Consider the following 24,970-nt stretch of genomic DNA (forward strand, 5'->3'; position numbering starts at 1 on the left):
CGGAAAATTTTTTTACCAATGTCTTCCACTCAAAAAAGAAACTTACCTCTTACCGTTCTATACGAAACCAAGCTAGCTATCAATCAGGCTGTTTTATGGCTATGGATCAAATTGGGCTGGGTGAAATCCCTCTTGATTGTACCGTTTGAAGGGTTTGGTAATGAAAAAGAGATTTTACTGGTAGGCCGGGTAATCCGCGATAATAGGGTAGGGGCTTCGACACCTGAAGATACTGTCTGGCAGAATATCGGAAAAATGCGCAGGAGATTTATGACTGTGGTAATTCCAGGTGTGGAGGTAATGGCAGAATTTCAAGGAGAAAAATACTTCGTCAAAACGGATGAAGAGGGGTATTTTGAGTTTAAAATTCATCCCAATAAACGGATCCCATTTTCCGCACGCTGGCAGCAGATCAAATTGACTTTGGTGGAGCGGGTGATCAGAAATCAAGGTGAGGTGACCGCATTTGCAGATGTGTTTTTACCAATGGGGAATATTGATTATGGGATAATTTCTGACATAGACGATACGATCATTCCCACCGGAGCTATGCGGATGACCGAGATGCTGAAAACCACTTTTGCCAAGAATGCACATACCCGAACGCCCTTCCCAGGTGTCTCTGCTTTTTATAAGGCTTTGCAAAAAGGAACAGATGGGATCGAGAGTAATCCTTTTTTCTATGTGTCCAGCAGTCCTTGGAATCTTTTTGATTTTCTACAGGAGTTACTCCAAATACATCATATCCCCAAAGGTCCTTTGATGCTTCGGGATATTGGCTTATCCCGCACCCAGTTGATTGCAGGAAGTCATTCAGAACATAAATTGGAGCAAATCCGTCATATTTTGGCTACATATTCTCAGCTGCCTTTTATGCTGATTGGCGATAGTGGGCAGGAAGATCCTTCCATTTATCTCCAAATTGTTCAGGAATTTCCAGGGAGAATTTTGATGATTTTCATCCGTGATGTCCACGTTTCCAAGCATGCAACAGTTGATAAAGTCAGGCAGGAATTGAAGGAGCTAGGAGTGAAGATGCTGCTCGTGAAAAATACCATTGAAGCATCGCACTATGCACTCGCGGAAGGCTGGGTACTGGAGGAAGACTTGGCGGATATTGCTCAGGAAAAACTCAAAAATGAATCTGAAAATGAGCAGGTTTAAAACCCATTAATCTAAGGACAGGATGTAGCTCACCATTGCAGTAGCTTCCTCCATGGTAAGTTGGGGATGCGCAGCCATCACTGGACTTCCCCATGAGCCAGTGCCTCCTGAGATGACTTTACGGGCTAGGAGATTAATGTAAACTTGACTGATCGGGTATCTCCGAGCAATGTCTTTAAAGGCCGGGCCTTTTGCCCGCTCCTCTGGCTTGTGACATGATGCACAGTCAGCATAAGAGATAAGCACCTTTCCACGCTTGACTAACTCAGGATCTAAAACCTCGTCCACACCCTCGATTGCTCGAATGTATTCCCGCTCTTTTAGATCAGAAGTGTCGATCACTTCTTGCTTGGGTTTTTGAGTGCAAGCCATAAAGGCAACCAAAAGTAAGGTCAGATTTCTGAGCAAATTGAAGGGGTTGAAAATTAGTTGAAATATTAAGAGGTAAGATGTTAAGTTTTTAACCCCTTACCTCTAGTAATTTCGTTTACTATTTATTCCTCGTCATGAGCGCCGTGTGCACCATGAACATGGCCATGAGCTAATTCATCTTTAGTGGCGTTTCTAACTTCCTCAATATTTCCTTCGAAATGCAAATCGAATCCCACCAAGGGATGATTGAAATCGAGTAAGATTTCTTCTCCCATGTCTTTAAGAATTTTAGCCTGCATAGGATAGCCGTCCTCATCCATCAGTGGCAAGAAATTGCCCTCTTCTAGCATTTCTGGATTAAAGCCATTTTCTCCTGAAAATTGTGATTTTGGCAAATTGACAATCAGGTCCTCGTCGATCTCACCATAAGCTTCTGCTACAGGAATCACGAAGGAAAAGTCTTCACCTTCTTCTTTGCCTATCAATAATTCTTCGAATTTTTCAGGCAAGTCACTTGCCCCGAAAAGGAAGTAAAAAGGATCTTCCGAGTCGCGGATTTCTACACTGAATGGTGCTGATTCTATCTCGTCAGCTTCCTTGCTTACTTTAAGTTCGTATGTAAGTCCGACGACTGTGTTTGCTGCTATTTTCATATTGCTAGTTTAAAATTCCATGTCTTAATCTGATCCCAATTTGCTCTTTGAAAACTGCCCATTTATTTCTCGGAGTAGCGTTTAATAAGGGTTTAGATGCTTTAAAAACAAAATATTGATAGTCTTTTTCATCGAAAAAGATTGGGTATGTTTGCATTTTTTCTAGGTAAAAGCCGTTGGAAGTGATGCTTTTGATCAGGTCACCTGAGTCCAACGGTTGGTCAATTACCTGTAGTTTCTGAGGATCATTTTCTATCATCAACTGTAAAAAACGTGGCGCAGGAATGTGAATAAATATCACTGAATCCTCGTGTGCATTACGAAAAAGGCTATGGTGCTGATCTATCGGGATATGCTCAAGAATGTCCGGAAAAACGAAATAGTCAAAAGTTTGGCCCTGCTTGTTGAAGTTTGCAAAATCTGAAACTTCGAATTTCAGGTTAGTTTGATCTTTCCAAAGAATTTTCGCTTTTCTGATATTTTCAAGAGAAATATCCAGAGCCAATACTTCACCTTGTTTTACTAGATTTGCCAGCAGATGACTCACTATTCCTATTCCACAGCCAACCTCAAGAACACTATGATTCGCATTTAACCCAGTAGCTTTGATCTTATCCAGGATGTTTAGGTGGCGGGAATTTATCCCAGGTTTTTCCTGGTTTTCGGCAAACTGATCATAAAAACTGAAGACGTTATCCTTATCCTCTTCCATCTTTTTTCTTGATCGTGACAAACACCCCAGCGATCAGGGACAATACGATCAAGTATTGGAAAATGATCATAGGTGTTTTGGTAGCAGTGTAGCTTTTAGGTTCAAACTTGAAAACAATCTCATGAGTTCCTGCTGGTACTATCAATCCACGAAGAAGGTAATCAGTTCGCAGAATATCAGTTTCTTTCCCATCGATTGTCGCGGTCCAGCCCACTGGATAATAGATTTCTGAGAAAACAACCAAGCCTTCCGCACTCATTTCCGCTTGATATTTCAACTCATTCGGAGCATAGTAAGTATGCGTAATTTCACCTGATCCGGCATTTATTTCACCGAATTCAGAAGTATTTACAGTCGCTTGAGTTTTGGTGTCTATCCTGCCCAACTCATCCATTTCTTCCTGATTTGTCTGTACAGTAACTATCTGCGATGGAACCCATGCTGGACCATTTGCTTCAGGATTTTCAAAAACTGAGTTAGCCGCAGTCCCAGCGATGACATACTTGGTATTCATCATGTTGATGGTCTGAATACCTTCAAAATCAAAGTTGCCTTCCTGTGCTTTTTTTACAAAATCATTCAACTCGAAGTTCAATCTATTGTCTAGTAGATCTTGGTATCTCCGCATTTTGGCTCCATGATATCCACCAAGGCTGTGGAAACGATATGGCGATTTGCCAGTTGAGGTTAGTCCTTCCGTGAGATCTAGAACCCTGAAATAGGAATCATCCTTGGCGATTTTCTGATCCGCAGGAGTTTCGGTGAAATAGGTTCTCGCAGGATTTGCCTGATAAGAATCATCGTTTAGGTAATGCTTATTAACAGACCAGAGATCTATGGTCACCAACCCAAATATTGCCAGGCCAAGAACTAAATCAGAGATTTTATTTTTCAGTGCAAAATAAATCAAAGCAAAGGAGGCTCCGACGAGAGCGAAGCTTCTCCAGGCACTAGCCGAAAGCATAGCTTTTCGATCCTGACGTAGTGCGTTTATCAACCAATCAGGTAAGCCAGAATCAGCAGCTCCTTCAAATCTGAAAATCCCTGCGCCTACCGCCAGGATTAGCAATAATCCTCCAACAGCAGCCCCTGCAATATAAAGGGCCTTAAAATCCTTACTTCTATAAATTCTTTCCAATGAAATGGCTCCCAAAGCTGGAATAGCAAAAAGTGTCATTCCCAAAGCCATGGAGACAGCCCTGAATTTATTGTATCCTGGTAAAATGTCAAAAAGTAGGTAGTTAAACCAACTCAGGTTCTTTCCCCATGAAAGCATCAACGAAAGAATGATGATCCCACCAAAAGTGTACAAGCTCTCTTTTGGTGCAGCCCAGATTCCTATGATAGCAAGAAATACGAGAATCACTCCTCCATAAATAGGTCCACCTGTGAAAGGCTGGTCTCCCCAGTAAGTAGGTGCACCTTTCAGGAATCCATTGATTTGAGCTGGATCTAGTCCATTGCTTCGCAAAGCTTTTTCCGATGCCGTGTTTTCTCCAAGTGGCGTGCTACTTCCTCCTCCATAGAAATTTGGTACTAATAAAGTGAGGGTTTCGAGCTTGCCATTTGACCAGGAAAATGCGTAATCCTTGTCCAAGCCTGCAGAGGCAGATTCCAAAGTCGCTTTGCCACGCGTTGAATAAGGAGCGTATTCCATTGCGGTTGCCAGGCGTCCGATATTTCCGCCCACGGCTAATATGGCACCTAATAGTAAGAAAGCAATTGTTTTTCCGATTTCTGCGAAACCTTCCTTTTTCCATTCAAAAATAAGTCTCACCAAGACATAGATCACGGCGATTATCAAGGTGTAATAGGTGATTTGGACGTGGTTAAACTTCAATTGAAGTAATAACCCAAGCGCCAATACACCGGCTCCAAGTATCCGTTTCTTTTTGAATGCCAAGTGAATCCCGAGTAGAATGAGTGGCATTAAGCATATTCCCCAGATTTTAGCATTGTGCCCAGCCGCCAAACTCAGAAGATTGTAGGAGCTAAGCGAAAATGCAACGCTAGCAATGATCGCAAAAACTGGCCTTACACCGAATGTGAGCATCAGTACGTACATAGCCACCATGCCTAGAAAAAGACTATTTACGGGATGGGGAAGACCTAGCGTGATGATGGAAAGAAGAGATGTAGTTATATCACCTGCGAACTCCAGACTGACAAAGTAGGCCGGCATACCGCCAAAGACGCTGTTTGTCCATAGTGCCTCTTCTCCTGTGGCTTCTCGATAATTCAATGCTTCCGTAGCTGATCCTTCCCATTTGAGAATGTCACCTTGCATGATCACCTGGTCCTGCAATACTACAGGAGCGAAATAAACGACTACAATAGCATAGAAAATGGCGATTCCCAATAAATGGGGAAGTACGTCTTTTTTGAAATTCAGCTGCATGAAAAGAGTTTTTCTTTGGATAATGGATGCGGACGCAAATTAGGGATTTATGGGCAAACGCCTGCTACAAAAATAGGTAGTATCAAGCGGGAATAGATGATAGACTCCTTTCTATAGCTCATGAAATTCATTACTTTTGCACCAAATAGCCACATAAGGAATGTTTGATAATTTAAGTTTAAAATTAGACCGGGCTTTCAAAACGCTGAAAGGAACCGGGACAATCACCGAAATAAACGTCGCAACAACCGTCAAAGAGATCAGAAGAGCTTTGATTGACGCCGATGTTAACTATAAAGTAGCCAAAGAAGTCACTGATACGATCAAGACAGAAGCGCTTGGTCGGGATGTTTTGATCGCCGTTTCTCCAGGGCAGTTATTGATCAAAATCACCCAGGAGGAGTTGACCAAGCTTATGGGAGGGAAAAAGGAGGACATCAAAATCTCCGGTGATCCTTCGATTATTTTGATTTCAGGTCTACAAGGTTCTGGTAAAACCACCTTTACTGGAAAGCTAGGCGCACACTTGAAGAAGCAAGGCCGTCAGGTTTTACTTGTAGCTTGTGATATTTACAGGCCAGCTGCGATTGATCAGTTGAAAGTATTAGGTGAGCAGATCGGAGTAGAAGTTTACGCTGAGCCCGAGAATAAAAATGCGCTAGAAATCGCTAACAATGCGATCGCTTATGCAAAAAAGACAGGAAAGAAAACGGTTGTAGTCGATACTGCGGGTCGTTTGGCAGTGGATGAAGCGATGATGAATGAGATCGAGGCTTTGAAAAAAGCTTTGAATCCATCTGAAACACTTTTTGTAGTCGATTCCATGACTGGTCAGGATGCAGTGAATACTGCCAAGACCTTTGATGAGCGTTTGAATTTCGACGGAGTTGTGCTCACCAAACTCGATGGCGATACTCGAGGTGGTGCGGCGATATCCATCCGCCACGTCGTGAATAAACCGATCAAGTTTATTTCTACGGGTGAGAAAATGGAAGATCTGGATGTATTCCACCCAGATCGTATGGCTCAGCGAATCTTGGGAATGGGAGATGTGATTTCCTTGGTGGAAAGAGCGCAGCAGTCCTTTGATGAAGACGAAGCGAAGCGAATCAATTCGAAGATCCGTTCAAATAATTTCAACTTTGATGATTTCCTTTCCCAGCTGGAGCAGGTGAAGAAAATGGGTAACATCAAAGATTTGCTAGGGATGATCCCAGGAATGGGTAAAGCCATAAAGGGCTTAGATATCGATGATGATTCATTCAAACCGATCGAAGCAATTATCAGATCGATGACTCCGGCGGAACGGGAACAACCTGATATTATCGATGGTAATAGAAGAAAGAGACTTGCTGCAGGATCTGGTAGAACGATCGTGGAGGTGAATAACCTGATGAAGCAGTTTGCAGATATGCGTAAGATGATGAAGCAAATGAACAAAATGGGCGGTGCCAAAGCTGCCATGAGCAAGATGCTTCCTCCAGGAAAAGGCAGAAGATAATAATTCAAAACCCGGTCGAGAGATCGGGTTTTTTGCTTTTTGACGTATTTACAGCGGCGGGCGCAGAGGGGGCGGAGTTTTGGAGTAGCGAATCCTGAGTTGTCCCGCTTCTCCTGAAGCTGGGCACTAAACTGTAGCGTTTGGGAACTACTCTCCGTAAAGTTTAAGATTTCGTTGTTCTTTATCCTAACCAAATTTTATCTTTACTTAAATTGCAAGCCATTATGAAAACACAACTCTTCCCCTTGATCGCTATAGTTCTAGTCATTTTTAGTTGCAAAGATGTAGAGGGACCATCTCCAAATTCAAGAATAGAAGGTAAATATGTGTCTACTGTTGAAATTGAAACGACAGGAGGAAAACTCGATCTAGTTAATACGCTGAATTTAAAATCTGACGGTACATTTTATGCTGAAAATTATACCACTGAAGCAGGTAAGGATGAAATACTAGGCTATAGATCCTATTTTAATGGTACTTATACAATAGTCGATGAAAAAGTCACTTTAGAATGGAAGGAATCATACACGATGAATTTCTTTGATATCTATTACATGCCAAAAGCAGATTTAACGCTTTCAGGTGGGAATGAGTTTATTGCGGATTATGCTATTGAACTTGATTTTACTCAACTTTCATTCATTTGCCCGCCGAATGCTTATTGTACAATATCAACCCCCTATGTCAAGATTAATTGATAAAGGTGTATAAAATGAGATGCTGTTTTCGGGTTCGGAAACAGCATTTTTTTGATCAAAACCACCTCAATTCATCCACCTACTCATAAACTCCAGAAAAGCCTCTTTATAGTTATCGCTTACGCTGATGTGGTTTTTACCGATTTGGATTACATTTTTTGACACGGAGTCTATGTGGTCCAACGCCACAATATAAGATCTGTGAACTCTCATGAATTTGTCAGTAGGCAGCAGTTCTTCCATGCTTTTCAAGCTGGTCAATGAAAGCAAAGGATTGGGCTTGGAAAGTAAATGCACTTTCACATAATCCTTGTATGCTTCTACATACCCAATATCTTTAAGCATCACTTTGACTAACTGATATTCTACTTTAAGGAAAATATATTCTGGAGCAGCAGGTTCAGCGATTGGGCCTTCAGTTTTGGTTTTAGTTTGTTTTTCGAAGTAGGAAAAGGCCTTAGTAGCTGCATTCAAAAAGTCCTCGTAGCTGTACGGTTTTAGCAAGTAATCCAGCGCTTCTACTTTGTAGCCTTCTATGGCAAACTGATGATAGGCTGTTGCAAAAATGATTCTGGTTTTATCAGAATTCTTTTTTCCGTCCAATACCCGTGCTAACTCCATGCCTGATAAATCAGGCATCTGGATATCCATAAAGGCAAGCTGAACCTCATTTTGATTGATAAAGCCTAAGGCTTCAATTGCATTAGAAAACTTACCAATGAGATTTAGAAAGGAGGTTTGTTCGATGAATTTACTCAATAACTCAAGAGCAAGAGGCTCGTCATCTATAGCAACGCAGTTGAGTTTCATGAGCTTATAATTTGATTTTTAGCCATCATCCCGAAAAATCGGGACACGCTATGGAATCTCCCAAAATTTATATTCATCACATTCTTTGACGCTTGAGTCATGGTCGATTTCATTCGAGATTAATAGTAAGGTTTACCCAATACTCTTGTTTAGCTTCGTCTTTTCCAAATTTCAGTCTATGCTTATCTGGGTAAAGCAAACTTAATCTCCTCTGGGTATTTACCAGTCCAATGCCATTTTCTTTGGCTTCCGGGCTATCTATATGGACAGGGAAAATGTGATTTCTCGTTTCAAAGAAGACGGTAGTTCCCATGATTTCCAGCTTAATCATGATCTCACTTTGTTGCTGGCTACTTACTCCATGCTTGAAAGTGTTTTCCATAAATGGAAGGAGAAGCATAGGTGCGATCACTAAGTCATCCTTTGGTTCGTCGATGGAAATATTTAGCGTGACTTTTTCAGTCAACCTCATTTTCATCAATTCAATGTAATCGTTGATGAAGCTAACCTCTCTACTTAAAAGGGTTTCATTTTTCTGGTTTTCGTACAATACGTAGCGCATCATTCTAGATAATTTCAAAAGAGCTTCCTGAGCCTTTTTCACATCCAGATTAGTTAGTGCATAGATATTATTAAGTGTATTGAAAAAGAAATGCGGATTGATCTGCGCCTTAAGGTAAGACAGCTCTGTGTTGATTCTCTGTTGGTCCAGTTCTCTTCTCAGTGCCTCATCTTTTTGCCATTTCTGTACCGAAGCCACCGAAGTACTGATACCTATAGTTAATAAGTAAAGCATTACGTTAAAGATGTCTCCTGAAACTCTTCTTGGCTTTTGAATATAGGGCTCATCTGGGTTGAAAGCTTTATGCAGCAATTCCGGTAGATGTAGAAAGTTGTCCGCATAAATAAGAATTCCTACAAAAAAAACTCCTCCAAGTATAATGGATATGAGGTAGATCGCGTGTTTTCCTTTGAGTAGAACCTTTGGCACAAACCAGAGCATATTCACATAGAAAAGACACACTAAAAGAAGAGCCATAAACACCTGCCTTACCCAAAACTCAACCGGAATATCGATTCTCCATGAGAGAGGAGATAGAAGGAGGAGTACCGTACTGAGCATGGACCAGCCAAGAATATGTACAAGAATAGAGACGCTCCTTTTGGGACTTAGATTGATCATAAATCTGATTTTCAGTACTCAAACTAACGCAAAGCACTTCTTTATATAAAATATAATCTACGAATTAGCTGAATAAGACTGCCAAAAGTCCCATTGACTAGATAAAGCGATTCGCAGATAAATATTGGCCTTTAGTCAGACGAAACGGGGTGTTTGTCGATGAATACACCCTAGCCGTCTATTTGGTTGAAAACTGCGAAACAAACCTTGTTGTTTTGTGGTAACAATAAGCACGAGGCCCAAGAATTTGAAAAATCTGGTGTAAACGAAAGGGGCTTCTGATAAATAATAAGTACAGTCACTTTCCTTCACCAGCCTAACTGAGCAATTATCTACAATACATGAAAAAGTTATTAAACATTATCGCAGCTCTACTACTAATCAGCACAAGTGGCTTAATGGCCCAGCAGACTACTGTAAATGCAACTACTCCTGCTAAAATCGTTGGTATAGCCAAGGATGTTAGTTCGGGTGAACCTGTAGCCTATGCTACAGTCGCTCTATATGCAACGGGGAGCGAAACCAGTATCGCTGGAGCTGTTGCTGATGGTGACGGTAAGTTTTTTATCACGGGTATGGCTCCAGGTACCTATGACTTGAAGCTTAGCTTTTTAGGTTTTGAAACCAAAACCGTAAGTGGAATCAAAGTTGAATCCAAAACAGGAGACGTGAATGTAGGCGAAATCGAAATGTCTGATGAAGGCTTAGCTTTGGAAGAAGTAACTGTGCAAGGACAGCGTGATTTGATCGAAGAGCGTGTGGATCGTACAATCTATAAAGCTGAAAATGATAGAACTACTGCTGGTGGTGATGGCACGGATGTGATGAGAAGAGTTCCCATGTTATCTGTGGATTTGGATGGAAACGTGTCCATGAGAGGTAGTAGCAATATCACTGTTTTGATTGATGGGAGACCTTCGGCTATTGCAGCAAGCAGCATCACTGATGCATTGAAGCAAATTCCTGCAGAGGAGATTAAAGAGGTAGAAGTGATCACTTCTCCTTCTGCCAAATACGATGCAGAAGGTACTTCTGGTGTTATCAATATCATTACCAAAAAGAATAACCTTCAGGGGATGTCTGCAAATATCCGTACAGGAGTTGGTCTAAGAGGTTCTGATCTGGGGCTTAATGCAAGTGCTAGAAAAGGTAAGTTTGGATTCACATTAGGAGGTCATGGTAGGTCAGGGTATAATATCAACGGTAGTTTTGCCAATAAACAATTAGTGACTAACCCAGATAATTCTATTTCCACTATCCAACAATCTGCTGATACTAAAAGCAATCAGCTTTTTGGAAGATATAACTTCGGTGTAGATTATGAGGTGAATAAATACAACTTCTTGACCGCAGCTGTCAATTTTGGGATTAGAAACAGAAGCAGCAATCAGGAGAATTTCCTGACTCAAAATTACTTGGATGGCGTTTTAGTAAGAAACCAACTGAGAGAAACAGACACTAAGGATAACTCGAATTCGGTAGATGTCAGCTTAAATTATACTAAAACATTTGAGAAGAAAGGTAAGGAAATCTCCTTGTTGACTTTGTATAGCAGAAACAACGGCGAAAATTCCTTTGTAAACACCCTTTTTGAAGAAGATATGTCTACAATCGATTCAAGATTGAAGAATAATAACCCAAGCAAAAATGAAGAGTTTACCGTTCAACTTGACCTAGTAGAGCCACTTGGAAAAGAAGGTAAGTCGATTTTAGAATATGGCGCTAAAAATATCTTGAGAAAAGCTTACTCTGACTTTGCTTACTTCCAAGCTGATGGAGCAGATGGAGCATATGTCGAGAATCCAAATCCAAATTTGAGTAATGCATTTAGCTATGATCAGAATGTGACTGCAGGTTATGTTTCGTACACAGCTACCTTGTTTAAAAACTATACAATCAAGCCAGGTATAAGATACGAGTACACTACGATCAATGCTGACTTTAAGACTGAGACTACTGCGGCTGACATTCCTTCCTACGGTACATTTGTACCTAGCTTGAACTTGAGTAGAAAATTGGCAAATGGTAACATGATCAAAGCTTCATATAATAGAAGAATTTCACGTCCATCGCTTAGATATTTGAATCCAAACATTGATTCATCTAACCCGCTTCAGGTTTCTCAGGGTAATCCAGAATTGGATCCTGAATACACGGATAACTATGAGTTAGGCTATAGTACCTTCTTCAAAAACACAATGGTAAGCTTTAGTGGTTTTTTCAGAAATACTTCCGGTTCTATTCAATCAATCAGAACTGTAGCTGAAGACGGAGTGATCTACACAGGGTATGACAATATCGGCCAGGAGAATGCTATAGGTACTAACATCTTCACAAATATTAGTGTCAATAACAAAATCTCTTTAAATGCAAGTGTGGATGCATATTACGCCATGCTTGACAATGGCCTGACTGATCCTAAGTATGCAGCATCGAATGAAGGTTTTGTAGTTAGCGGAAGATTGTTTGGTAACTACTCTTTACCAAATGACTGGCAGATTCAGGCTTTTACTTTTGCTAGAGGTCGCCAGGTTCAGTTGCAAGGTTCATCAGGAGGATTCTACATGTATGGAATGGGAATCAACAAGCAGTTTGATGAGAAGAGAGGCACTATAGGTTTTGGCGCTGATAACTTCCTTACAAAGGAGTTTAAGATGAAGAATGAAATCAATACAGCTACTATCGTTCAGAATAGCACGAACATCATGCGTAACATGAACTTCAAAATCAATTTCAGCTACAGAATCGGTAAGTTAAGTGTAGATCAGAATAAGAGAAAGAAGAGATCTGTAACTAACGATGATTTGAAAAGCGGAGGCGATGGAGGAGCAGCTGAGATGCAGCAAAACAAATAAGCGTAAGTATTAAATAGTAGATTGGGTTATATTTAGAAAACCCACCCTGAATTATGGGTGGGTTTTTTTATGCTTCTTAATTGCCGTGATTGCAGAGCTTAAGACAAGGAACACTACTTGATCAAAGTAAGAAAACTGCGAAGCAGATAGCTTGAGGACTTACCCATTCCAATCTCTTAACTATTTCCGATTTTCTTTTATTGTAACCAATGACTTCATTAAGAATGAATATCCGCTAACCTGCCAGTAAGGTGGCAAAAGCAAGGTAGGATAAGTAAAACTTAATTGAGACCACTTCGGTTTACGGACACTTGTGCTGAGCGTAGCCGGAGTATCTGTCTTACAGCCTGATAAGCAAAGAATTTATGGTGACTGGCATCTTTGCGGATAATGATAAAAATGAAAAAGCCAGACTTCAAATCAATGAAATCTGGCTTTGATATGTTAAAATAGATTGACTAGTTTTTGTAGCAGACCTTTTTAATCGCATCTACAGTTCTCTTTACATTTGGCAAAGTAGCTTCGATGTAAGTAGGTGAGTAGCTCAACGGAATATCCATAGAGTTCACACGAATAACTGGAGAGTCTAGGTAATCAAAGGCATACCGCTGGAAATGATAGGTCAATTCAGATGAAATACCTGCGATAGGATTAGCTTCCTCTACGATCACTACTCTGTTGGTTTTCTTTACTGATTCTATGCAAGTAGCATAATCAATAGGCCTAACTGTACGCAAATCGATCACTTCCGCTTCAATGCCTTCTTTAGCCATTTCTTCTGCAGCCTCTAGAGCTACTTTCATCATTTTACCGAATGAAATCACTGTGACATCTTTTCCTTTTCTCTTGATATCAGCCACGCCGATTGGAAGCAAGTATTCTCCCTCAGGCACTTCACCTTTGTCAGAATACATCACCTCAGACTCCATGAAGATCACTGGATCTGGGTCACGAATGGCGGCTTTCATAAGGCCTTTTGCATCGTAAGGATTAGAAGGAACAATCACTTTCAAGCCTGGAGTATTGGCAAACCAATTTTCGAAGTTGGAAGAGTGTGTAGCTCCCAGCTGACCAGCATTACCAGTTGGACCTCTGAAAACGACCGGTACGCTATAAGCTCCACCTGACATAGCTAGCATTTTAGCTGCGGAGTTGATAATCTGATCTATGGCTACTAGAGAGAAGTTGAAAGTCATGAACTCCACAATGGGCTTCAATCCATTCATCGCAGCTCCTACAGCAAGCCCTGAAAAGCCAAGCTCGGCAATCGGTGTGTCATAGACACGATCCGGACCGAATTCATCTAGCATTCCTTGGGATACTTTATATGCTCCGTTATATTCAGCAACTTCTTCGCCCATCAGAAAAACGTCTTTATCACGTCTCATTTCTTCGGACATTGCCTCTCTTAAGGCTTCTCGAAACTGTATTTCTCTCATTAGTTTATGACAAAATTTTGGCTCGTAAAAATAGAAAGGAATTGGCCAAAACCAAAAATAAAGACCGCTTAATCCCTAATAGATTAGCCCAAATAGACAGTTTTCGAATTAACGAACTCTAAAATCCCATATCTGCTCAATTCTCGCCCATATCCAGATTTTTTTATCCCACCAAATGGTAGGTGCGGATTGGAAGCTACCATGGCATTAATAAAGACCGCACCGCTTTCGATTTTTGAGGCTAATTGTTCTGCTTTTTCCTTGTTCTCAGACCAAATGGACCCGCCTAATCCAAATTCTGAATCATTGGCTATGGCGATTGCGTCTTCTTCATTTTTGACTTTGAAAATAGTAGCTACAGGTCCAAAAAGCTCCTCTGAATAGGCGGGAGCTGAAGTAGGTATGTCCGTTAAAATTGCCGGTTGAAATACAGCTGAATTTTCTTCCGGTGCTTCTCCTCCGTAAATGAGTTTAGCGCCGGCTTTTACAGATTTGTCTAGTTGAGTATATAGTTCTTTTGCTAAATCTGGTCTAGCCATACATGCGAAATCTGACTCTTCATTCATAGGATCGCCTTGTTTCAATTGGCTGAAGTGCTCAACGAAATGAGCTAAAAACTCCTCGTAGACATCTTCCTCCACGATAAATCGTTTAGCCGCAATGCAGCTTTGTCCGCAATTTATCATTCTTGCTTTTACAGCTGTTTCTGTTGCTTTCTTAATATTAGCGTCTTTCAAAACTATGAATGGATCGCTTCCACCTAATTCAAGCAAAGATTTTTTGATATGTTTTCCAGCTGTAGATGCGACAGATGCGCCAGCTTTTTCACTTCCCGTAAGGGTGACTGCTTTTATGCGTGCGTCCTCAATAAGGTTGGTGGTCGCCTTGGAGTCTATCAAGAGGCTTTGGAAGGCACCTTCAGGAAAACCTGCCTCCGTTAAAACTTCCTCAATTGCCAAAGCGCATTGTGGGACATTGGAAGCATGTTTCAAAACGCCGACATTACCAGCCATCAATGTTGGGGCTGCAAAACGGAATACCTGCCAGAAAGGAAAATTCCATGGCATTACTGCCAAGACTATCCCAAGCGGCTGATGTATGACTTTAGCTCTCGCGCCGTCAGGCAATTCGATTGGTTCTTCTTTCAAGAACTCAGCCGCATTTTCGGCATAATAATTACATGCCAAAGCGCATTTATCAACTTCTGCTAAAGACTCTTTGAGAACTTTTCCCATTTCCAAGGAAATGATTTTAGCATATTTCTCACGGTTATCTTTCAATACCTTTGCCGCATTGCCCATCAATTCGGCCCTTTTTGAGAAACTAGTATCCTTCCAACTTGAGAATGCCATGGATCCTGCACTTAGTTTGGCTTCAAGTTCCTCTTCAGTGTGGGGTTGGAATTCTGCTAATACTTCGTTTGTGTAGGGGTTAATTGATTTGATCAGTGTCATTTTTCTATAGTTTTTCCTGCTTCACGCCAAGCATCTATTCCCCCATCCAATGAATATAAATGAGTGAATCCTGCAACCTTCATGATACTCGCTGCATTTTCTGACCGGACTCCTGCTTTGCAGTAGACCAAATAGGTTCGTTTCTTATCTAGCTTAGCAATCTCGCTTTTGAAATTTTCGTTTTTAATGTCAATAGTAATAGCGCCTGGAATTTTTCCTTCAGCTATTTCTTCGGGTGTTCGTACGTCAATCACTCTTACTGCTCCCTTGTTTTTCATTAGCTCTTCAAATTGAGCTGGCTTAAGGGTTTTTACTTCAGATGTTTGAGCTTGCGCAAAGTCTATTTTTACTAGGACGATGGCAATTGCCAGGAAAAGAATTTTTTGAAGTTTCATGGTCGAGAGTTTGATGTGAGAGTTTGCTATTCCATATTGAAATGAAAATTTAGCAAGATTAACATCAAATGCCTACCAAGATCGCTCTCATATCCGATTCCCACAGTTTTATAGACCACAAAACGCTCACCTATTTGGATGAAGTTGATGAAATTTGGCATGCTGGAGATATTGGAAGTGAGGATGTGATGAAAGCATTGCCTACAGGAAAGCCTGTGAGGGCTGTTTTTGGAAATATAGATGACAGTTCTATTCAGCAGACTTATCCAGAATGGCAGGAATTTATACTAGAAGGAGTGAAGGTGCTGATGACCCATATCGGGGGTAAACCTCCCCGCTACGCAACTGGCATCAAGGCAAGAATCAAAGAATCTTCACCTCAACTATTCATTTGTGGGCATTCGCATATTTGTAAGGTTGAATTTGATAAGACAGTGAATTGTCTCTACATGAATCCAGGAGCTATAGGTCAGCATGGCTTTCATGTGATGCGGACAATGTTGTTATTTGACTTGGAGGCCGGGCAAGTCAAAAATCTCCGAGTGGTGGAATTGGGGAAGAGGGGGAAGGTTTTGTGAGTTGTGACTAGTGTTAGAGGCAAGAAGTGAAATATATTAGGTCGATAGTTCTAAGGAATCAGTCACGGTAAGCAGTTGGAGAGATCTTCTATTTTGAAGATACTTCTATTGTCTTAAGTCTTGCATCTAAAGTCTCAAAAAAGAACATAAAAAAAGGCGATCAAATGACCGCCTTAAATGTTTTTTCAGAAATAATACTTATTTCGTGAAAGACTTCTTAAGCTCTTCAACGTCCACGTTTCTGATTACAGGCTGAGCAGACAATTGCTTGATCTTAATCACACGTGTGGTCTGAGATTGTCTTTTTCTTTTAAGTTTTCTCTTCAGTGTAGTAACTGCCATGGTCGTATATTTTTAATAGTATTGTTTCGAAACGAGTCGCAAAAGTAAACAAACATTTCTTTTCTGCCTAAAATAATTTAGGATTTAATTCTTTGACTTTCACGATATCAAGGAGCGTTTCCTTTTTTTTGAATAAATTTGGCAGCTAATCACCAAAAACAAGCTATGCAAAAGCCGAGTCTGCCAAAAGGAACCAGAGATTTTGGAACCATCCAGATGGCCAGAAGAAATTATATTCTAGATTCCATTAAGAGTACGTTTCAACTTTTTGGCTACAATCAGATCGAAACTCCTGCTATGGAGAACCTCAGTACGCTGACTGGAAAATATGGAGATGAGGGAGATCAGTTATTGTTTAAAATCCTTAACAGCGGAGATTACCTCAAGAATGTGCAGGAGGCTGATCTTCATGCTGGATTTAAGAATACTTTACCGAAGGTTTCTGAGAAAGGACTTCGTTATGACTTGACGGTGCCTTTTGCCCGCTTTGTGGTGATGAATAGGAATGAGCTGACTTTTCCTTTCAAGCGTTTTCAGATTCAGCCAGTTTGGCGAGCAGATCGTCCTCAGAAAGGAAGATACCGAGAATTCTATCAATGTGACGCAGATGTGGTAGGGACGGATAGTTTGCTGTGCGAAGCAGAAATAATTCTAATGATCCGTTCGGTTTTTGAGAAACTGAAACTGAGCGATTACAGCATCAAGCTGAACAACAGAAAAATACTCACAGGCATCTCTGAAGCAATCGGGGAAGCAGGCAAGGAAGCACCGCTTTGCGTGGCGATAGATAAGCTGGATAAAATTGGCTGGGAAAAAGTCAAAGAGGAATTAACTGAGCGAGGTTTTGCTGCTGATTCTATAGAGAAATTGACTCCGCTTGTGCAATTGGAAGCTGATCAGACCGGTAAATTAGCGTTTCTTAAAGAGTTCTTGGCTGACAGTGAGATAGGTATTCAGGGAGTTAGCGAATTGGAAGAAGTGTTCCAAATCTTGGGAGAGATGGGTGAAAGTCTAGATTTTGTGGATTTAGATATCATGCTTGCTCGAGGACTTTCTTATTATACAGGTGCAATTTTCGAGGTGAAAGTAAACCATGTGTCCATCGGATCCGTCAGTGGAGGTGGTCGATATGATAATCTGACTGAGAACTTCGGATTGAAGGAGAAAATGTCTGGAGTTGGTTTTTCTTTTGGTGTAGATCGTCTGTACGATGTGCTGGAGGAATTGAACTTGTTTCCAGAGGACAGTCTTCAGAGCACCAAAGTTTTGTTGACGCACTTTGACCAAAAAGCATTTGTTTATGCGTTAGGCTTGTTGAAGAAATTCAGAGCTGCGGGAATCAAAGCAGAGCTATATCCAGATGTCACAAAAATGAAAAAGCAACTTGATTTTGCTTCGAAAAAGTCAATTCCATTTGTTGGAATCTGTGGGGATTCGGAGATTGAAAGCAGTCAAATTGCTTTGAAAAACCTAGAAACAGGAATTCAAGAATCTGTAAGTTTAGAAGAAGCTATAGAGCGATTAAAGTAAAATTTAACTCACAATTGGTGGGTATAACTTAATTAAGAACATATGTTTGATATAATGGGCATGATGGGCAAAGTGAAAGAAGCCCAAGCAAAAATCAAAGAAACTCAAGCTAAGCTTGTTCACCTTACATCAACTGGTGAATCTGGTGCTGGTATGGTGAAAGTCACTGTGAATGGTGATAGAAAAGTAGTAAGTATTGACTTTGATGATTCATTGATCTCATCTAAGGACAAGGAAATGCTGAGCGATCTGATTGTCGCGGCTACGAATATAGCGATGACCTCTATTGATGTGAAAATCAAAGCTGAGATGAAAGCAGCCACCGAAGGAATGATGCCTAATATTCCTGGAATGGATCTAGGCAGCATGTTTGGATGAAAACCTGTGCCATCGTCATACTGAATTACAATGGGGAAGAAATGCTAAAGACATTTCTTCCTTCAGTTTGTATGCATAGTATTTATGACGTTTGGGTGATAGACAATGCAAGTACTGACGACTCCATAGATTTTTTAGACGTTAACTTCCCTCAGATCAAGCAAATCAAACTTGAGGAAAATTTTGGTTACGCGGGAGGATATAATGCTGGTTTGGCTACGATTAGGGGACAGTATGAATATTACATTCTGTTGAATTCCGATGTGGAAGTAAGCCCTGATTGGGATTATACTATGGTCACTTGGATGAAGGCTCATCAGGACTACGCAGCACTCCAACCAAAAATTCTCTCATGGAAGGAGAGAGGTGTGTTTGACTATGCCGGTGCCGGTGGAGGGTTTTTGGATCGCTATGGTTACCCTTACTGTCGAGGTAGAATATGGGAAACTATAGAAAAAGATTCTGGTAAATACGATGACATAATTGATGTGGATTGGGCCTCAGGAGCCTGTATGGTAGTTAATGCCTCATTATTCCACGATTTGTCTGGATTTGATTCAGATTTTTTTGCGCATATGGAGGAAATAGATCTTTGTTGGAGAATGCGAAGATCAGGCTGGAAGATTGGCTATTACGGACCAGTGGCAGTCTATCATTTAGGAGGAGCCACGCTTGACAGAGCAAGTCCGAAGAAATTATACCTGAATATTAGAAATAGTCTGAGTATGATTTATAAGAATGAGAGCTCATCAAGATTCCTCAAAATTTTTATGGTCAAGTCTTTGTTAGAGCATCTTGCTGCAATTAGCTACATGAGCCAAGGCAGAAAAGAATTTGCGAAAGCAGTTTTGAATGCTTACAAACACTTTGGAGATAAAAAGAAAGCAATAAATAAATTCCATCCTACCATGGAAGGAAGAAAGGAAATACCAAGAAGGGGGAAGGTAGGTCTGATCTTTTGGAACTGGAAAGTTCTAGGGAAAAAGACCTTTGATCAACTTTAATCGAAAAGAACTGGATTGTTCTTTTTCCTGAAAAACTTTCTGATTTTCATAGTCATGGCCATACTTACGTAAAGAATAACCGGTGAGCCCATTGTGACAAATGAGGCATAAATGAAGAATAAACGAATACTGTCAATTGGAAAATTGAGTTTTTCACCCAAGCGTGAGCATACCCCAAAGGCTCTTTCTTCGAAAAATATTTTCAGCTTTTCCATGGTTATAGATGATTTCGTTGCGGTAAATTTAGAAAAAAGTCTGGTGAATTAATAAATAAGAATGTTAGACCTATTGTTTAAGAAAAAGCCTGTTTTGTTATTATTTGTTTTATTCCCAATACTTTGCGGTTCAATAATTATGCCCGAAACTGACTTTTTGGAAGATTCGAAAGTGGTCCCGGGTAAGTTGGAGTTTATCAGAGATTCTGTGAGATTCGAAGTGACAGGTACAATTCCAATTGAATCTGCCCTTAGTCCCAAAAATCCTAAAATTAATGTTCTTCTCAAATCTTCGGAAAACTCCCTGCTTTTTGAAGCACTTGAGTTGACCAAAAATGTAGGGGACTACTCTTATAATCAATCCTTTACTTTAGCCTATGAGCCTTGGATGGAAGGAGCTTTTCTGGAAATTCAGTTTTTTCAAGGGAAAAAAGCGCTTGATGAACCGTATCAGAAGAAGGTTTTGGCGCGGGGAGTAATAACAACGCCATTACTGGCGAAAGTAGGGAAGGTGAATTACGATGAACCTATTCCTCAGGTAGGGCTTTTTATATCGACAGGAATCATGGATACAGATCTGTCACGGTCCAAAGAGTTTTTAATCAAATTCGATGCTGGGTCTTCCACTATCAAAATGAATAGTGCAAACACGCAAGCAATCGCCGATTTGAAGACTTTCCTCACTGAGAACTCGTCAGTTTTATCATTTAAAATCACTGGCGTGCAATCTCCTGAAACTGCAGAAGGTAGTAGCAGTAAGCTAGGGATGGATAGAGCAGAGGCAGTAAATAGATTGCTAAAAGAATCTAATATTTCGATAAGAGATAGCCTTTTAGAAGTGTCTTCGAGATGGAATGACTGGTTCGATTTTCGTTTGCTGCTCCGTGAGTATGAAAAAATTTCTACACAGCGTAAGGATCAGTACTATGCAGTATTGTTAAATGAATTGGATTATCAGACTCAATCTCAGGCATTAAGAAAAATATCAGGTTTTAATCAAGTGGCAAGTGATTTATTCCCAAATCTGAGAGTTGCAAAAATTGAAGTAGTAGCTAAACCTCTTCTGGGGCTTAATCAGGCTCAGTCTATGATTCTCCAAAAAGCACTTGAGCAAAGTAATGGGAATTCTGAGCTTGATATGGCTGATTGGGCTATTGCTGGAGAAACTACCCCTAGGTTGGAAGACAAGGCTAAGATCTACAGTAAGATGACGGAATTGTTTCGGTCTGTGATTCCGTATAATAATTTGGCAGTAGTAAAGATGCGCTTGGCACAGCGAACCCTGGATCAGGAGGCGAAAGATGCGCTGTGGAAAGAAGCAAATGAGCTTCTGTACCAAGCTGCCAAAATTGACACCAATCCCTATGTGCTACATAATCAAGGGCAGATCATGGTTCTGCAGGGCAAAACTTGGGAGGCGTATAAGAAACTTTCGGATGCTTCAGTACTCACTCGGAATGATAATTTCCTCAGGTACAATGAAAGCTTGAGAGGTGCATTGGATATTTTGAGAGGTGATTATAAGTTGGCCACACTTCGTTTTAATTACAACTATACCGAGCCTAAGGATTTTTTCAACAAGGGATTGGCCTATTATCTTGCAAAGGATTTTGCGAATGCTAGTCTGTCTTTTGAGGAGTCTGTTATGGCTGGGAGAAACTATGGCTATGGTTTTTATGGGCTGGCTATGATAGCAGCCGAAAGTGGCCAAGCAGAAGTAGCGCTTCTGCAGTTGGACAGAGCGATCCATTCCAGTGAATTGCTTTATCAAAAAGCTCTGGTAGATCCGATTTTTGAAGAAATCCGATCTACTGACGAATTCTTTCAGATTTTTAGACCTGCTGCAAGCAAAAAAGAAAATTAAAGGTTAATCTAGATTAGGAAGAATTATTCTTTTGCCTTGACAAAGAGAATGTTAAGTAATTAAGGAGGCTGCTATGGACTAATTATTCGTAAAGATTTCCAGCTTTTGCTTGGCAGATATCTACCATAAGTTGAGCCACTTTATCAGTCACGTCCTCAAGGTATTTCTTGCCCTTTTCTGGTGAGGATTTTTTCGGATTACCAATTCCTGTATCTTCGGTGACTTCTGACCATTTCCGCTCAGCCCAAGCCCATTTCTCTTTTATTCCTTGAATTTTAGATTTTTTTTCCGCCCCATCTCCCGCTTGATCTAGCGGTAAAACCAACTCTGGATGTAGATGCATGATGATGGAAGTTTCCATTTCATCAGCATGGTCTCCCGCTTCTTCAAAGTATTTCGTTTTGTCCAGAGCCTGAAACCAATTACAGGTGAAAAGCATCATGTCAGGAAACTGCAGTCCCAGCTCACGAAGCATGGTCTTGAAATCATTTCCTCCATGGCTGTTTAGGATTAATAGCTTCTTGGTTCCCTGACGATCCAGCACAGTGATAATGTCTTTAAGAATTAATAGCTGCGTACTAGGATTTAGGTTGATGTCCAGGTAGATGTCTGATTGCCCAGTGTTTACTCCAAATGGGATAGTAGGCATAATTGTGACATTGGCTCCTTTTTCCCATGCTTTTCTTCCAGCTTCACTGGCTACAGCATCTGCTTCATAGACATCCGTACCATAGGGCATATGATAATTATGCGCTTCAGTTGCTCCCCAAGGCAACACAGCCAATTCAAAACGATGATCTTTTAGTGTTTTCCAGTTTGATTCAGCTAGTAGGTAGGGTTTCATATGTATTATATTACTTGAGGTTGGTATAATGGAGATAATTTGATCAGTGATATTCTCGTTTTCAGTTGCCTTGGACGGCTTATTTCATCAACGGATTTTAAATGAAGTGAAGGATGGTTAGCCTAATTAGCTCCAATTTTAATAATTTGAGGCCTGATTCTAAATTAACGCGAATGTCACAAAGAAGAAAATTTATCAAGCAATCCCTAATGGGCTCTGCCTTATTTATACCTGGAGTATCATCTATAGCGGAAGCAACAGCTCCTTCGCTTTTCAAAGGAGAAAAGCCCCTAATCCTCTCTACCTGGAATCATGGATTGCCAGCAAATGCTGCCGCGGTTGAAAAATTGAAGTCAGGAGGAAGTATTATTGATGCGGTTGAAACTGGGGTAAAGGATACGGAATTAGATTTAAGTAACCTTTCAGTAGGCTTGCAAGGCTTACCAGACCGGGAGGGGATTACCACTCTTGATGCTTCAATTATGTCTGGTGACGGCTCCTGTGGAGCTGTGGCTTTCGTGAGACAAGTGAAGCATCCGATTTCACTGGCGCGAGTGGTGATGGAAAAAACTCCTCATGTAATGATAGTAGGAGAGGGTGCCAAGCAGTTGGCTATTGCTGAAGGCTTTCCTATAGAGAAAGAGGAATTGAGCCCCGGCGCAAAAAAAGCCTACCTTAAATGGAAGGAAACTAGCCAATACAAGCCTGTGATCAATATTGAAAACCACGATACTATCGGAATGATTGGTATGGATGCGAAAGGAAATCTTGCAGGAAGTTGTACTACGAGTGGGCTTTCCTACAAAATGCATGGAAGAGTGGGGGACAGCCCGATAATTGGGGCTGGATTATTTGTAGATAATGAAGTAGGAGCAGCTACTGCAACAGGACTTGGCGAATCGATTATTAGGATTTGCGGAAGCTTTTTGATCGTTGAGTTAATGCGTCAGGGACGCACTCCTCAGGAAGCGTGTGAAGAAGCAGTTAGACGTTTGATTGCAAAAAACAGCAAGGATATTAAAGATATACAAGCTGGATTCCTAGCTATGAATAAAGATGGAGAAGTAGGGGCTTATGCCGTTCATCCAGGTTTCAACTTTGCACAAGCGACGCTGCAAAACAATGTAATGATTGACTCGGGTTCTCATTTCAAAAAAGGATGAGTAAAATAATCTTAGAATCTCCAGTGTTCAATGTTGAGGCAGCTTTAGATGCAGCTCAATTTGGAGTGGATAGATTGGAGCTTTGTGCTAATTTTCCGGAGGGTGGAGAGACGCCAAGCATAGGAATGCTAAAATTTCTAAAGACAGAAATAGATATTCCTGTATTTGTAATGATCCGTCCAAGAGGAGGGGATTTCGCATACTCTCAAAAGGAATTGATGGTGATGAAGCGCGATATAGAATTGCTTGGGGAGCATGGTGCTGATGGTTTTGTTTTTGGTGTTTTGGATAATCAGGGGTATGTGGATAGCGATTCTTGTAAAACTCTTTTACGAGCAGCCTCTGGAAAGCCATGTACTTTTCATCGTGCATTTGATGCTTCAGCTGATTTCTTTGATTCCTTGGAGAAAATCATTTCCTGTGGATTTGATAGAATATTGACATCTGGAGGTAAAAATTCTGTAACCGAAGGGATGGATATCCTGAAAGAATTACTCGTGAAAGCTCAGGGTAGGATTAGTATTATGCCAGGTGGAGGAACTAAACCAGCGCATGTGTTGGAGTTGAGGAAAACTGGATTTTTGCAAGAAATCCACGCTTCCTGCAAGACTAGAATTCCTTCCGCTAATCAATTTGTAAACCCAGATTTGTCATTCTCTGATGATCCACAATCATTCACACACCATCTTAGAATTGACAAGGAAGTGGTTGAACAATTTTTGAAAGTGATAGCAGGATAAGTCAAGTTACCTTCCTGTTTAATTAATTCAACAAAGAGTCACTTAATTATAAGTGACTCTTTGTTTGTAGAGGGGTTTAGTGTATTTTGAATTGATGACGATTTTAAAAATATAGTACTGATTATATCTATTTTTTAAACTATAATTTTTAATTGTAGTATATATTCAGTAATTTATTCTTTCAACTTTAATTTTTAATTTATGGTAAAAAGTTATCAAGGGGTAAGGATGGCAGAGCCCAAAAAAGCCCCGATTCCACAAATTCTCGTCAAAGAGTATATGAGTACCAGTTTGATTACTTTCAAGCCAGATGATACCATCGATCAGGTGATGGAGGTTCTCACCAAGCGGAAAATTTCAGGCGCACCTGTAATAGATGCATCCGGTGGGCTGGTTGGCATTATCTCAGAAGTGGATTGTCTCAAGGAGATAATCAAAGGGAAGTATACCAATACACCGAAGTTTCCAGCAAAAGTAAGTGAACACATGTCCGTTGATGTGCTTACACTTTCTCCTGATTTATCAATATTCGATGCAGCATCTTTATTTTTAGAACATAAAATCCGAAGATTCCCAGTAATGAAAGATGGCGTGCTTTTAGGTCAAATAAGCCTTAGTGATATAATCAGAGCATTCCCTACAATGAAACATACTACATGGTAAATAAAAAATTGGTTT

Annotated in this window: 24 protein-coding genes; 12 read left to right on the top strand and 12 right to left on the bottom strand. The window is 40.6% G+C overall.

Annotation, left to right across the window (positions count from 1 at the left end; genetic code table 11):
- Nucleotides 1-18: 18 nt before the first annotated feature.
- Nucleotides 19-1,164, top strand: a complete 1,146-nt coding sequence (locus QOL76_RS15055; protein ID WP_283413802.1) for an App1 family protein phosphatidate phosphatase — start codon at nucleotides 19-21, stop codon at nucleotides 1,162-1,164.
- Between the two features lie 6 nt (nucleotides 1,165-1,170).
- Here QOL76_RS15055 and QOL76_RS15060 read toward each other — a convergent pair whose 3' ends face one another.
- The 4 genes from QOL76_RS15060 to QOL76_RS15075 all read right to left on the bottom strand — a co-directional run bounded on the left by QOL76_RS15060 (nucleotide 1,171) and on the right by QOL76_RS15075 (nucleotide 5,299).
- Nucleotides 1,171-1,572, bottom strand: coding sequence for a c-type cytochrome (locus QOL76_RS15060; RefSeq protein WP_283413803.1), 402 nt, complete (start codon nucleotides 1,570-1,572; stop codon nucleotides 1,171-1,173).
- A gap of 86 nt (nucleotides 1,573-1,658) precedes the next feature.
- Nucleotides 1,659-2,189 carry an FKBP-type peptidyl-prolyl cis-trans isomerase gene (locus QOL76_RS15065; protein ID WP_283413804.1) on the bottom strand — a complete coding sequence of 177 codons (531 nt, stop codon included), beginning with the start codon at nucleotides 2,187-2,189 and terminating at the stop codon, nucleotides 1,659-1,661.
- Between the two features lie 4 nt (nucleotides 2,190-2,193).
- A complete protein-coding gene (locus QOL76_RS15070) occupies nucleotides 2,194-2,901 on the bottom strand; it encodes a class I SAM-dependent methyltransferase (RefSeq protein ID WP_283413805.1) in 708 nt (235 codons plus the stop codon).
- Nucleotides 2,888-5,299, bottom strand: a complete 2,412-nt coding sequence (locus tag QOL76_RS15075) for a YfhO family protein (protein WP_283413806.1) — start codon at nucleotides 5,297-5,299, stop codon at nucleotides 2,888-2,890. The genes QOL76_RS15070 and QOL76_RS15075 overlap by 14 nt, the downstream gene beginning before the upstream one ends.
- A 160-nt stretch (nucleotides 5,300-5,459) precedes the next feature.
- Here QOL76_RS15075 and ffh point away from each other — a divergent pair, with 160 nt between their 5' ends.
- Both ffh and QOL76_RS15085 read left to right on the top strand, forming a co-directional pair.
- On the top strand, nucleotides 5,460-6,800 hold the full coding sequence (ffh, locus tag QOL76_RS15080; RefSeq protein ID WP_283413807.1) for a signal recognition particle protein: 1,341 nt from the start codon (nucleotides 5,460-5,462) through the stop codon (nucleotides 6,798-6,800).
- Nucleotides 6,801-7,024: 224 nt separating this feature from the next.
- Nucleotides 7,025-7,498 (top strand): hypothetical protein, encoded by a 474-nt coding sequence (locus QOL76_RS15085; protein WP_283413808.1) that lies wholly within the window; start codon nucleotides 7,025-7,027, stop codon nucleotides 7,496-7,498.
- A gap of 66 nt (nucleotides 7,499-7,564) precedes the next feature.
- Here QOL76_RS15085 and QOL76_RS15090 read toward each other — a convergent pair whose 3' ends face one another.
- Together QOL76_RS15090 and QOL76_RS15095 are read right to left on the bottom strand one after the other, a co-directional pair.
- A complete protein-coding gene (locus tag QOL76_RS15090; protein WP_283413809.1) occupies nucleotides 7,565-8,308 on the bottom strand; it encodes a LytR/AlgR family response regulator transcription factor in 744 nt (247 codons plus the stop codon).
- A gap of 109 nt (nucleotides 8,309-8,417) precedes the next feature.
- A complete protein-coding gene (locus tag QOL76_RS15095) occupies nucleotides 8,418-9,491 on the bottom strand; it encodes a sensor histidine kinase (RefSeq protein WP_283413810.1) in 1,074 nt (357 codons plus the stop codon).
- A 341-nt stretch (nucleotides 9,492-9,832) separates the two neighbouring features.
- On the opposite strand from QOL76_RS15095, the gene QOL76_RS15100 reads away from it, so the two are divergent.
- Entirely contained in the window at nucleotides 9,833-12,346 is a 2,514-nt protein-coding gene (locus tag QOL76_RS15100; RefSeq protein ID WP_283413811.1) for a TonB-dependent receptor, read from the top strand.
- 458 nt (nucleotides 12,347-12,804) lie between these two features.
- Here the strand turns inward: QOL76_RS15100 and QOL76_RS15105 are convergent, their stop codons facing one another.
- The 3 genes from QOL76_RS15105 to QOL76_RS15115 all read right to left on the bottom strand — a co-directional run bounded on the left by QOL76_RS15105 (nucleotide 12,805) and on the right by QOL76_RS15115 (nucleotide 15,634).
- Nucleotides 12,805-13,785 carry a pyruvate dehydrogenase complex E1 component subunit beta gene (locus QOL76_RS15105; RefSeq protein WP_283413812.1) on the bottom strand — a complete coding sequence of 327 codons (981 nt, stop codon included), beginning with the start codon at nucleotides 13,783-13,785 and terminating at the stop codon, nucleotides 12,805-12,807.
- An 83-nt stretch (nucleotides 13,786-13,868) separates the two neighbouring features.
- The gene (locus QOL76_RS15110; protein ID WP_283413813.1) at nucleotides 13,869-15,239 is read right to left on the bottom strand and encodes an NAD-dependent succinate-semialdehyde dehydrogenase; all 1,371 of its coding nucleotides are present in this window, start codon (nucleotides 15,237-15,239) and stop codon (nucleotides 13,869-13,871) included.
- The gene (locus QOL76_RS15115) at nucleotides 15,236-15,634 is read right to left on the bottom strand and encodes a rhodanese-like domain-containing protein (protein ID WP_283413814.1); all 399 of its coding nucleotides are present in this window, start codon (nucleotides 15,632-15,634) and stop codon (nucleotides 15,236-15,238) included. Before QOL76_RS15115 ends, QOL76_RS15110 begins: the two co-directional genes overlap by 4 nt.
- 68 nt (nucleotides 15,635-15,702) lie before the next feature.
- Here QOL76_RS15115 and QOL76_RS15120 point away from each other — a divergent pair, with 68 nt between their 5' ends.
- Nucleotides 15,703-16,212 (top strand): metallophosphoesterase family protein, encoded by a 510-nt coding sequence (locus QOL76_RS15120; RefSeq protein ID WP_283413815.1) that lies wholly within the window; start codon nucleotides 15,703-15,705, stop codon nucleotides 16,210-16,212.
- A gap of 198 nt (nucleotides 16,213-16,410) precedes the next feature.
- Here the strand turns inward: QOL76_RS15120 and QOL76_RS15125 are convergent, their stop codons facing one another.
- Nucleotides 16,411-16,554, bottom strand: coding sequence for a hypothetical protein (locus QOL76_RS15125; RefSeq protein WP_283413816.1), 144 nt, complete (start codon nucleotides 16,552-16,554; stop codon nucleotides 16,411-16,413).
- A gap of 165 nt (nucleotides 16,555-16,719) precedes the next feature.
- Between QOL76_RS15125 and hisS the strand changes: the two genes are divergently transcribed.
- Genes hisS through QOL76_RS15140 form a run of 3 tightly spaced genes read left to right on the top strand, consistent with a single transcriptional unit; the run spans nucleotide 16,720 to nucleotide 19,466 of the window.
- Nucleotides 16,720-18,084: a histidine--tRNA ligase gene (hisS, locus tag QOL76_RS15130; protein ID WP_283413817.1), complete on the top strand. Its 1,365-nt coding sequence runs from the start codon at nucleotides 16,720-16,722 to the stop codon at nucleotides 18,082-18,084.
- Nucleotides 18,085-18,126: 42 nt separating this feature from the next.
- Nucleotides 18,127-18,462: a YbaB/EbfC family nucleoid-associated protein gene (locus QOL76_RS15135; RefSeq protein WP_283413818.1), complete on the top strand. Its 336-nt coding sequence runs from the start codon at nucleotides 18,127-18,129 to the stop codon at nucleotides 18,460-18,462.
- Nucleotides 18,459-19,466 carry a glycosyltransferase family 2 protein gene (locus tag QOL76_RS15140; protein WP_283413819.1) on the top strand — a complete coding sequence of 336 codons (1,008 nt, stop codon included), beginning with the start codon at nucleotides 18,459-18,461 and terminating at the stop codon, nucleotides 19,464-19,466. Before QOL76_RS15135 ends, QOL76_RS15140 begins: the two co-directional genes overlap by 4 nt.
- On the opposite strand, the gene QOL76_RS15145 is transcribed toward QOL76_RS15140, so the two are convergent.
- Nucleotides 19,463-19,681, bottom strand: coding sequence for a PspC domain-containing protein (locus QOL76_RS15145; protein WP_091695064.1), 219 nt, complete (start codon nucleotides 19,679-19,681; stop codon nucleotides 19,463-19,465). The two genes, QOL76_RS15140 and QOL76_RS15145, sit on opposite strands and share 4 nt — an antisense overlap.
- 139 nt (nucleotides 19,682-19,820) lie before the next feature.
- Between QOL76_RS15145 and QOL76_RS15150 the strand changes: the two genes are divergently transcribed.
- Nucleotides 19,821-21,545, top strand: coding sequence for a hypothetical protein (locus QOL76_RS15150; protein ID WP_283413820.1), 1,725 nt, complete (start codon nucleotides 19,821-19,823; stop codon nucleotides 21,543-21,545).
- Nucleotides 21,546-21,627: 82 nt separating this feature from the next.
- Here the strand turns inward: QOL76_RS15150 and QOL76_RS15155 are convergent, their stop codons facing one another.
- On the bottom strand, nucleotides 21,628-22,389 hold the full coding sequence (locus QOL76_RS15155) for a creatininase family protein (RefSeq protein ID WP_283413821.1): 762 nt from the start codon (nucleotides 22,387-22,389) through the stop codon (nucleotides 21,628-21,630).
- Between the two features lie 173 nt (nucleotides 22,390-22,562).
- Between QOL76_RS15155 and QOL76_RS15160 the strand changes: the two genes are divergently transcribed.
- The 3 genes from QOL76_RS15160 (at nucleotide 22,563) to QOL76_RS15170 (ending at nucleotide 24,955) form a co-directional block, all read left to right on the top strand.
- Nucleotides 22,563-23,552 (top strand): isoaspartyl peptidase/L-asparaginase family protein, encoded by a 990-nt coding sequence (locus QOL76_RS15160; protein ID WP_283413822.1) that lies wholly within the window; start codon nucleotides 22,563-22,565, stop codon nucleotides 23,550-23,552.
- A complete protein-coding gene (locus tag QOL76_RS15165; RefSeq protein WP_283413823.1) occupies nucleotides 23,549-24,292 on the top strand; it encodes a copper homeostasis protein CutC in 744 nt (247 codons plus the stop codon). Before QOL76_RS15160 ends, QOL76_RS15165 begins: the two co-directional genes overlap by 4 nt.
- Nucleotides 24,293-24,493: 201 nt before the next feature.
- On the top strand, nucleotides 24,494-24,955 hold the full coding sequence (locus tag QOL76_RS15170; RefSeq protein WP_283413824.1) for a CBS domain-containing protein: 462 nt from the start codon (nucleotides 24,494-24,496) through the stop codon (nucleotides 24,953-24,955).
- Nucleotides 24,956-24,970: the final 15 nt, after the last annotated feature.

It is taken from the genome of Algoriphagus winogradskyi (assembly GCF_900182815.1).
Lineage (GTDB): Bacteria > Bacteroidota > Bacteroidia > Cytophagales > Cyclobacteriaceae > Algoriphagus > Algoriphagus winogradskyi.